Below are 9,790 nucleotides of genomic sequence, written 5' to 3' on the forward strand. Positions count from 1 at the left end.
ACTCAAGCCCCGGAACGCTACATCCCTGTATCAAACAGGGATTCATGTCATTATTCAGGGAGCCCGGGCATTGTCGTCAACCGGTCCCTGACTTGGCCTTGGGCGCCTGCCTCGTCACAGCGAGACGACCTGGACCAGGTCTTCGAGGCCGCGAAAGTCGTCCGGGTTGCGGGTGTAGAGCTTGGCCTCGTGGGCGTGCGCGGTGGCTGCGATCATCAGATCCAGGACCCGACTGCGGGGCTGTCGGCCGATCTCGACCACCCGGGCGGCTAGGCGCCCATAGCTCTCGGCCACTGCGTCGTCGACAGGTAGCGGGTCGAATCGCCGCTGTAGCGCGTTCATCCGGGCCAGTCGCTGGGCACGGGCGTCGGAGGTCTTGGCGACCAGGATCCCGAACTGCAACTCGGCCATGCTGATCACGCTGATCGCCAGTCGTCCGGGGATCGGCTCGACTCCCTCGGCGATCAGGACACTCGTGTCGAGCACCCCGCGTTCCATCACTTCTCCCATGGATCGACCAGGGACTGATCAACAAGATCGCGATCAGCTGGCCAGTCGGGATCCACAGGACGCTGAAAGATGTCAGCCATCTGTTCCCAGCTGACCCAAGATCTGGACCCGCTCAAGGGCCCGAGAACTGCGGCCGGCCGGCCGGCCACCGTCACGGTGACCTGCTCTCCGTTCTCGGCGCGGCGCACCAGGTCACTGGCGTTCTGACGAAGATCGCGCAGTCCGATCTCTTTCATGAGCACATGGTAGCACTTGTGCTACCGATGGCAATCGGCTCACCTTGTCAACAGCCGCAGCGGTTATCATTCATTGCCGTCACGGCCATCGCAGCTCGCGAAGCAGTCTGACCGGTCAGCCCGGCAACTTTAACTCCGAGAGGGCTAACTCCTGGAGCGGTCACGAGGCCAGCTCGAAGGGTCTGGCGACGCTGATACGGACCTGGATCTTGCCCGGCATCTCAAGGAGCGGCAGGTCATCATCACCTGCGACCACAAGACGCTGTCCCTCTCCGAAGGGGAGCAGAAGTCGGCGAAGTGAACTGAACGACTGGCTTCGTCGGCCTCCGGCCAAGCCCAAACGAGAAACGGATTCGATCTTCCAGTGAAGATCGAATCCGTTTCAAGAGGGTTACCCTGTGTCCGAGGGGGGACTTGAACCCCCATGCGCTACATCCCTGTATCAAACAGGGATTCATGTCCATTATTGAAGCGAGTCAGAGCGTGGCCGTCAACTGAATCTGGTGCTCCTACGGGCAGTCAGCCTCGCGCCCGGGAGACCACCTTGACCAGGTCTTCATGGCCGCGGAAGTCATCTGGGTTGAGGGTGCAGAGCTCGGCCTCACGGGTCGGCGGTAGTTGTGCTCGGAGGATCCAGGGGACGCGGTTGCGAGGCTGCCGACGCCGATGTCGACTACAGGGCGGGCAACCAGGCGCCCGTAACTCTCGGCTACAGCATCGTCCTACTGGCAAGGGATCGAATCCGCCGTTGCAACGCTTACCCAAGCCAGTCGCTGGGCTCGGGCATCGGATCTCTTGGCGACCAGGATCCAAACGGCAGGAAATGATCGCGCACTGGAGGCGGCGCACCCCAGCGGACGAAGCCTGCTCTTACCCGCCTCCCACCCCCGCGCCTGCAGCCCGCAACAGCCGCACCAAGACTTTCACGATTGAGCGCGTAGAAGCCCGGAAGGCCCCCGGCCACGCTTGCGGCGGGACGTCATTCCAGTCATGGACCTGTGAGTCGCATACTCGTGGCGGGGCCGCCTGCGAGACTGATGGCATGTTCGAGGGGATCGAGTTCGCAAGAGACGACGACGGCTGGGAGTACCGGATGGGGTGCCGGTTCGCCACGCCAGACGAATGCGACAGCCTAGGCCGTCAGGTGGGTCTGGCCACACGATCGATGATGACTGACTCCGTGCTGTACGACGCCTTCGTGCTCGCAGCTGACAAGCAGGGCCGGATCGTGAACCACGAGATAGACAGCTGGTACGAGAAGCAGGTGACCGAGGTGATGCGCGACGAGGATGACGATTCCAGCTGGTCGCTGACCTACGACCGCTTCACCTTCGGGGTCCTCGTGGACTCGCAGCTGCGTCTGGTGGCTGCCGGCTATCTGGCCACGCGTGGCAATGGCGACAGCGTCAGCTACCGGCTCACGCTTCCGTCGTGACGGAACCGCGCCCGACGAACGACCTCGACTATGAACAGGGAATACTTCTGGGACAGGAAGTGTGGGAGGTCGCTGTCGAGCCGGACCACCGCTCCTACAACTTCGTTGAGCCCCTCACCAAGGTGATGCTGACCATCGGCTACCGCGCTGCCCTTCTGAAGCCGCCCATCGTTGACCTTGACCGCTTTCACCGGGGGGCGCTGGCCGGTTTGGCTGCCGCCGCAGCACAGCGAAGTCAGCCGATTGAGGCCCATGCCAAGCAAGCGCTCTGCGACCCAACGTCTCCACGGGGAATGTGCCCGTACTGCGAGGCCTACCACGGCTACGTAGCAACCATCCTGGGAGAACGACAACGCTGGAACGCCCAACTCGACAATTCAGCCAACGTCTTTGCCATCACCCCTGGCATGAGCCAGAAGATCCACACGCTGACATGCCCATCAATCCGCACGATCATCAAGCTCGCAGAACAAGAGATGGCCGAGGCCACCCCGCAACAGGCGCTGGAGGACCTGCTCGACGCACGGTGGCCAACCGCACTAGACCGAACCGCGGCCGTGAAGCTGAACCGGCATCGCTGCCGGATCTGTGCACCGGACATCCCTGCAAAGGTCACACGACAGCCGGCTGCCAAGGGCGCCAGGGGCCAGTTCCAGACGGAAAGCACGACCGACATCACCAACCCGATGGAGGCAAGTCATGATTGATGACTCTTGGACCCCTTCCGGAAGACCAACAAGACGCGCGCCACGCCCAGGACGCAGCCTCTCCGTAAGCCGTCCGCGCACGTCAGACGAGATCAGGACATCCGCGGTGAGCGACCAAAATGGTGAAGGGATCGTACGTAGCCGGTAAGACCATACTTGTTGGACGGCTCATCGCACTGCTGACTACGCTGATGGCGAGCTTCACGCTGATCGCTTCGTAGCCCACATCACTTGGACGCAACGGCAACCCGTGCCTTGGGTCGGGCCTGCCGATCGGCCTCAATCAAAGGTCTCTCACAATCATGAACACCAACGTAGTAGCGGTCTTTGAACTTCCGGTGCCCATCTGGCTGATGAGCGACAGCCTCAACACGATCTACCCCACCGGCTACGGCGACCTCAAGTTCAACGTCCTGACGCCTGATGGCCGACCACCTGTCGGCGGACCACCCGATGTTCCCGCCATCCAGCAAAAGTTTAACCCGTCCGGCCCGCAGATCGTGTGGGCGCTGGAATATGGTGCCCACATTCCCGATTCGCTTCGCCCGGCAACTGCACTTCATCGCATTGCCGTAGCTGAGGTGACGGGCCCAAGCTACGATCACATACACTGGTTCACGCTCGAACATCAGCTCGCCGAATACGTCAACCAATGGTTCGACGATGTCCGCACCTGGGTCGAAGTCCTCACCGGCCAAGACCTCGATCCCAATCATCGTGTCTACGATGCAGAGGCAGTTGGAACGGGGTTGACCTTCATCGATCCGTCCGACAACGACGCCCTGGGTATGAAAATCACCACGCCTCACATCATTCCCCTTCAGCAGCAGGAATGGGCCGACATCCTCCTGTATGTCCGAGACGGAAGGGAGCCACCCCTCGAAGAGATCCTAAGCCGGGACGCGCGGGCCGCACACAGACGAAGCGCCGACCGACGCGCGATCATCGATGCCGCTACGGCTCTCGAAATCGCCCTCGGCCGACATGTACGTAGTCGTACCGACCTGCCAGAAAATCAACAAAAGCGGATCAACGAGCGGACAGCGCTCGGCACTTATGTCTCAATCGCCAAGGAGTCTGACCTCCAGTTCGCCGTTTCGGTTGAACGACTGACCTGGCTGAACGGTCTCCGGAACAACGCCGCTCATCGCGGCGCAGCACCGAGTCATGAGGAAGCAAGCATTGCAATTCAGATAATGATGAAATTCCTCGGATCTCATGGACAAATCCGCCGGACCCGTGAACCCGAACCTGACGGCGGGGAATTGACTCCGATCATTCACGAGTAAGGATCACTCGATTCTCATCGGGCTGTTTTCGATCCTATTCTCTCTTGTCGCTGACCAGGGGCATGCCTTACTGGCCGGCGGCGAGTCGTTTCCGGGCCTTGTCCAGCAGGAAAGAGACGTTCCCAGCGGTTAAAGGCGTGCTGCTGCCTGCAGCAGGTTGGACAGGCAGCGCGGAATTCGACGCGTCCCGCCCTCACCCCTTGAGATCGCCGATCGCTTGGAGGCGGACATCGAGGCTTGCCCTCATGACGGGACATGGCCAAGACCGTCCCTCCCGACGTCCGGTCGGGTCGAGCTAGCTCGGAATCCTTCTGTCGTTTCAGCGGGGCATGTCGGAAGCATTGGACTACGACGTGGGGACGTCGTCATGGATCAACTGCCAGATCATTTTCCAGGCGGTTCGCTGTTCGGCAGTTCCTGTGTCTAGGTCCTCTGCTGCCAGCGCGTCCAGGATCGAGCGGGCTTCTCGTGGGTATCCTGTCTTCGCCTTGTGGAGGGCCGTGAACAGTCCGACACGGGTACAGAAGTTCATGGTCGAGTTTGTTCGACGCTCCTGGACTGGCGGCCAGGCGAGTACTTCGGCGAGCAGGTCCAGCGGGCCAGCTTGGCCTCTCATAATGGGTTCAAAAATCTCCAATCCGAGATTTGAAAAGTATTCCTCAACAATCCAGGGGTAGGCGCAAGCTTCGCCGTACAGGCTTCGCAACTCAGAGAACGCGATGCTCGCCTCAGCCCATTTCTCTTGCCCGGCCAATGCCTGGATGAGGCTACTGTGGGTGTCGATTTCCGTTGCTCCCACGAGTGACCGAGACGCCAAAGCTTCTCGACACGAGAGCTCAGCTTGACGAAAATCGCCGTCGCGGAGAAATTCTTCAGCTTTCTGTGAGGCCATCATGGTGTCGATCAGCGGGGTGCTCTCAAACCGTTCGAGGATGCTTTGTGATCGAGTTTTGAGAGCGGAGAGCACCGATGGCACGAACTTCTGCGCCAGCGGCCTTTCGAGCATGTCCCTTACGGCAAATGCCAGATAGATAGACCCCGCTGAGGCGTCTTGACTTGACTCCTCCGCGTATTGGAGGGTCTCGTTAAGTTTGAGGGCAGCCTCGTCGTAGGTCAGGGAATGTGCGCTGGGCGTGTGAAGAAGTATGTCAATCAATTGAACTTGCGTCTGCGCGATGAGGAATCGGTTAGGCGGCTGAAGTTTCCCCAGAAGAATCAATTCGAACTTGAGCAAGAGTTCCGCCATGTCTGACTGGCCTCGACGGCGGTAAGCGGCAGCAAGGTTCCCGTACAGACAAGCGATCCACTCATGATTCAGGCCTCGATCGAAAAGGTGGTGAACGAGAACTCGCGCGTGGGTGGACAGGATCTCGGCTCGTTCCAAACGGTTGAGGTCTAGTGCAGCCGATAGCCAGCGGTCGACCTGACGGGCCAGGCTGCCTAGGACTGTGGCTGTGTGGGGTGTCTGGCCGATGCGGTCTCGTAAGAGGGCCTGAATAACGGAATTCATAGTGATGGTGTGGTCCACGTCGGGCACACGTTCGCCCTCGGTGGGAGGAATCTCCAGGTCGTAGGAGACCAGCGAGTAACGTCGTAGCTCCCGCACGACTTCGCCCATCCGGAACATGGACGGGTCAACAAAAATGGGTGCAGAGTGTCCCGCATCTTCCAGGTCGTCGAGTACTGTGCCGCCCAGCAGATGGACAGGGATCTGCCGGGATGCCAGGAACGCGCCTAGGTGAAGGATGCCGTGGGCCAGGCGTGCATATAGGTATCTCTCTCCCACTTCTCGTTCCGGGAAAGCGCGGGATTCCAGATCGTCGATGCTAAGGGCTAAAGCGGCGGCCAGAGTCCGGGGGTAGGCCGGTGGGAGGGAATCGGTGTCTGACAGCGTGCGGCTCGTGAGGTCGCTCAGGTATCCATCCACGTCGGTGAGCGCGATGGCGCAGCTGTCGAGGTAGCCGGTGGCCAATTCCATTGCGAGGGGCCAGTTTGCCAGCGCGGCCGTGAGTCGCTGAATCTCGCGCCGGTGGGTGCGGCTTTCCGCGGCGCTCAGGTGCAGGCGTCGGGCTACGAGGTCGGCGCTTTGCGCGTCGGTCATCGCGCTGACCGTGATGGAGGTCGCGTTGCCGTATCTGGCGATCGCATTGGTCGAGGTGACGATTATGTCACCGCGTCCGAGTTTTGGGATCCATGGCTGGGCCGCTCGGTGGTCGCCGACGTTGTCGAAGACGAGAGCCCACCGTCCGGGCAGGCGGCTGAGGTCGGTGTGGACCTCATCGCGGACCTGGGTCGGAGGGTCATGGAGGGCACTGGCCCTGGGTGAACCCTGGAGGTATGAGCGGATGCGTTGGAATGAGGCCAGTAGTGAGTCTTCGCTCTCGGCGTCGATCCAGAACAGGCAGTCGTAGCTGTCGGAGCGATCGGCGAGGAAGGCGGCAGCGATACTGGACTTCCCAATCCCGGACAGCCCGGTCAGGATCACGCGACGGACCTCGTCTCGGCCAGCCGGTTCCAGGGCGGCGACGATCTGCGAGAGGAGCTCAGGGCGGGCAACGTCCGGGATCGGTGGGATCGACCCAACCAGAACACCCCAATCGCGGTTGCGAAAGGTCCGGGCCAGTGTCTCGGGCTCGATGAGCAGGTGCTCCCGTAACTGATCCATGGTGAACCTGGCTTCGCCTTCGTCCGCAGCTCGACGAAAGATCTCCGATACCAGGTACCCAGTCATCAGCGCTGCCGACTGCTCGCCCATACCCAGTCGCGAGACATTGCGGTAGTGACGGAGGTACTCGCGCAGCGTCTGGCGGATCTGTGCGTCGTCCCGGGTATCGAACAGCACCCGGCATCGGCCCAACCGCTCCATTTGGATGACATCGAGATCTGAGACTTGCGTCAGGCGCCTTGGGGCCCCGGCCAAGATCGTAGTCAGGACATCGCGCAGGGCGTGCGGATCGCTGCCGTCAGAGAGGGCAAGAGCGAGCTGACGCGCTTGCGGGGTAGGCGTGGCATTGGTCAATAGCTGGTATTGGTCGGCCTCGTAGTCGGACGTCAACGAGGCGACCACAGTGAAAACTTCCGCTGCGCTCATAGTGGCGCCTGCTGACCGAGCTTTGACCTGGGCGGCCAGATGACAGCGGCCTTCGTGGTCGAGTACATCGAAGTCAACAGCATCCACCTGCACGGCGGCGTCGGATTGAACCGGGCCCTCGATCCGGGCGCTTGCGATGTGTGGATCACCGATCAGGGTGAGCATGGATTCCAGGGTCCGCAGATACTGGTACTGGAAACCCCTGGCCGCGATCCGGCCGCCGTCAGGCACTCTCCGCCTCCTTTGCCCTGGGGTCATGCGTGCTCCGTCGATCGTTCTCATGCACGGTCACGACCGCTGACCTTCGTGCGGACGGCAGGTTCTGATCACGAGCCTCCCCGCTGTGCTGGCCCCGGTTGTCTCCTGTCGGTGATGTCTGTGCCGTCGCCGCGACCCGATGTCGGGTCGTCGGCTCCACGGTCTTCCCACACGACGACTGTACGAGGGACCACCGACAATGATGATGGAAGGGCGTCCCGGGGGCTCTGACCTCGCCACTGACTGTCGCTCTGCTGGGCTGGCTTCAATCTGTTCTGTCGGGTCCCGGGAACGCACGTACCAGGCTCACGGCCGTGGTGGGCGCGCCTATCCTAGGCGTTGGCCCTGCTGGTCGAGCTGTTCCGGATGGCTCCCGCCGGGGTGGAGCACTCCCGTCTGATGCTCCTGAGCCCCACCAGCCGCCCAGTGAGGTGCTGGAACTGTGCATGGAAGCAGAGGTTGTCGACCTGATCGCGATGCGGGACCTGGCACGGGAGCGCCTGCTGCCCGCTCTGCCCGTCGGCCCGGTCCACACCGGGATGACGTTCGACGGCAGCCGGGAAATGAGCGCCGACGCTGACCTCATCGCCGGCGGTGTCCAGCTTCCTGCATACTGGGGACAGAAATCCCAACTTCCATCGTGACTCATGTAACGCAATGTCAACCGCCGTCACATCCGAGATTGACACGCCAGATCCGGTCTCGGATGAGACAGGCGGCGCGTGACTCAACGGCAGGGCTGCTCTGCGCATGTCTGGGTTGCTCGACAAGGACGAACCGGGGGGGCGTTACTTGAAAGGACGCGCGGCAAGAGCGGTCAGGCGAAGTCGATAGCTCGTAGGATCCTGTCAACGAAGAGGGACCAGGAGGAGCGAAGAGGCGTGAGCGAGCCGCGGGCGGAGTTCTCCAAAGCGACGAAGGAGTTTCTGGCCAAGCGAGCTGGATACCAGTGCTCGGTGTTGAACTGCGGTCGGCTGACCACGGGACCGGGACCTGGCCCCGGTCAGGTCGTTGACATCGGCATGGCGGCGCATATCTTCGCGGCAGCTGCGGGCGGCCCTCGTGGAACTGGAGGCCTGTCGGCGAGCGAGCGCAGTTCAGCCGAGAACGGCATCTGGTGCTGTTACGACCACGGAAAGTTGATCGACTCCGCCAAGGGAGACGTCATTTCCGCCTTGGACCTTCGAGCGTGGAAACGGCTTCACGAGGCACGTAAAGGCGCCGAGGTTTGCGGTGGTCATCCCACCGATCGTTTCGGCTTCGTGGATCGCGTCAACGTGCGATCGGCGCCCGTTCTCGGCAGCCGTCAGTTCGAATTGGGTATGCGTAACATCATCACCGGTCCGAACGGTAGCGGAAAAACAGTACTCACGAGCCTTATTGGAAGTGTCGCGCGGCCAGACATCATGAGGAGCATGGCGAGGCGGGCGGACCTGTCGCTCAAGGTTAAATGGTTCGATCCGGCCCCGCATGAAGTCGAGAACATCAGTGTCGATGGGAATATCCGGCAAACCTACGACGGTTCCCGTGTCCCGTTCGTGGCTCGGCCATACAAGACCATCCACATTGCTTCCGCCGACGGGAGCGACCTGGCGTCCATGCAGCGCCTGTGTCAACTGTTCGATCTAAATACGACTGCCATGCAAGCACTCTTGGAAGAACTTCCCGAACACAGTCAGATACTCCGAGAGGTAACCGTTGTTGCGGAGAGGCTCTCGTACACGGTGGAGCGCGTTGGCGCCGGAGTCCGCTCTGGGCCGCCGCATCACCTCTTCGGCCGTCACGAGGCAGCGCTGGTCCTCACCGAGTTGGCAGCACTTCATGCCCGATACCACTCGCAGATCGAGCCAACGTTCCTCCTGCTGGACGAGCTTTTCGACATGGCTCCGGGGGCGCCAACCGTCGATCTGTTCGAGCAAATCGAGCGCATCGCCCCACACGCCCAGGTAGCCGTGGTGTCTCACGCGCCCTGGGTCATAGACCGGTGCTCGACCTGGACCAAAACGGAGCTTTCGCGAGTGGACTGGGATCGCTCGGTCGATGCCAACCGGTTCGATGCTTCCATCGAGAGTAGTTAACCGGCGCGTCGTAGTGCCATCCCGTCGTTCTGTTGCCCGGGCGCAGGTCATCACTGCTCAGCACGCTGATCACCCCGCCGGGGGTGGTCCGGAACTGCGGCCACCAGTGCCCTGGTCCTTCTCCATCGGGAGCGTGCCCATACAAAATGATGTTGGGTCGGCCGCGCAGCGAGGTGCCCGATGGAT

Annotated in this window: 8 protein-coding genes; 5 read left to right on the forward strand and 3 right to left on the reverse strand. The window is 61.6% G+C overall.

Annotation, left to right across the window (positions count from 1 at the left end; all coding sequences use genetic code 11):
- Positions 1 to 114: 114 nt before the first annotated feature.
- Entirely contained in the window at positions 115 to 498 is a 384-nt protein-coding gene (locus KIH74_RS35475) for a type II toxin-antitoxin system VapC family toxin (protein WP_372492179.1), read from the reverse strand.
- Positions 498 to 746, reverse strand: a complete 249-nt coding sequence (locus KIH74_RS35480) for a type II toxin-antitoxin system Phd/YefM family antitoxin (protein ID WP_214160843.1) — start codon at positions 744 to 746, stop codon at positions 498 to 500. The genes KIH74_RS35475 and KIH74_RS35480 overlap by 1 nt, the downstream gene beginning before the upstream one ends.
- 1,042 nt (positions 747 to 1,788) lie before the next feature.
- On the opposite strand from KIH74_RS35480, the gene KIH74_RS35485 reads away from it, so the two are divergent.
- From KIH74_RS35485 to KIH74_RS35495, 3 genes are all read left to right on the forward strand, one after another.
- Positions 1,789 to 2,181, forward strand: coding sequence for a hypothetical protein (locus KIH74_RS35485; RefSeq protein ID WP_214160844.1), 393 nt, complete (start codon positions 1,789 to 1,791; stop codon positions 2,179 to 2,181).
- On the forward strand, positions 2,178 to 2,888 hold the full coding sequence (locus tag KIH74_RS35490; protein WP_214160845.1) for a hypothetical protein: 711 nt from the start codon (positions 2,178 to 2,180) through the stop codon (positions 2,886 to 2,888). The genes KIH74_RS35485 and KIH74_RS35490 overlap by 4 nt, the downstream gene beginning before the upstream one ends.
- A gap of 302 nt (positions 2,889 to 3,190) precedes the next feature.
- A complete protein-coding gene (locus tag KIH74_RS35495) occupies positions 3,191 to 4,177 on the forward strand; it encodes a hypothetical protein (protein ID WP_214160846.1) in 987 nt (328 codons plus the stop codon).
- 346 nt (positions 4,178 to 4,523) lie between these two features.
- Here the strand turns inward: KIH74_RS35495 and KIH74_RS35500 are convergent, their stop codons facing one another.
- Positions 4,524 to 7,499: a tetratricopeptide repeat-containing protein gene (locus KIH74_RS35500; RefSeq protein WP_214160847.1), complete on the reverse strand. Its 2,976-nt coding sequence runs from the start codon at positions 7,497 to 7,499 to the stop codon at positions 4,524 to 4,526.
- A 473-nt stretch (positions 7,500 to 7,972) separates the two neighbouring features.
- Here KIH74_RS35500 and KIH74_RS35505 point away from each other — a divergent pair, with 473 nt between their 5' ends.
- Together KIH74_RS35505 and KIH74_RS35510 are read left to right on the forward strand one after the other, a co-directional pair.
- The gene (locus KIH74_RS35505) at positions 7,973 to 8,170 is read left to right on the forward strand and encodes a hypothetical protein (RefSeq protein ID WP_214160848.1); all 198 of its coding nucleotides are present in this window, start codon (positions 7,973 to 7,975) and stop codon (positions 8,168 to 8,170) included.
- Positions 8,171 to 8,407: 237 nt separating this feature from the next.
- The gene (locus tag KIH74_RS35510) at positions 8,408 to 9,604 is read left to right on the forward strand and encodes a hypothetical protein (protein WP_214160849.1); all 1,197 of its coding nucleotides are present in this window, start codon (positions 8,408 to 8,410) and stop codon (positions 9,602 to 9,604) included.
- Positions 9,605 to 9,790 lie beyond the last annotated feature (186 nt).

The organism is Kineosporia corallincola (genome assembly GCF_018499875.1).
Classification (GTDB): Bacteria; Actinomycetota; Actinomycetes; order Actinomycetales; family Kineosporiaceae; genus Kineosporia; species Kineosporia corallincola.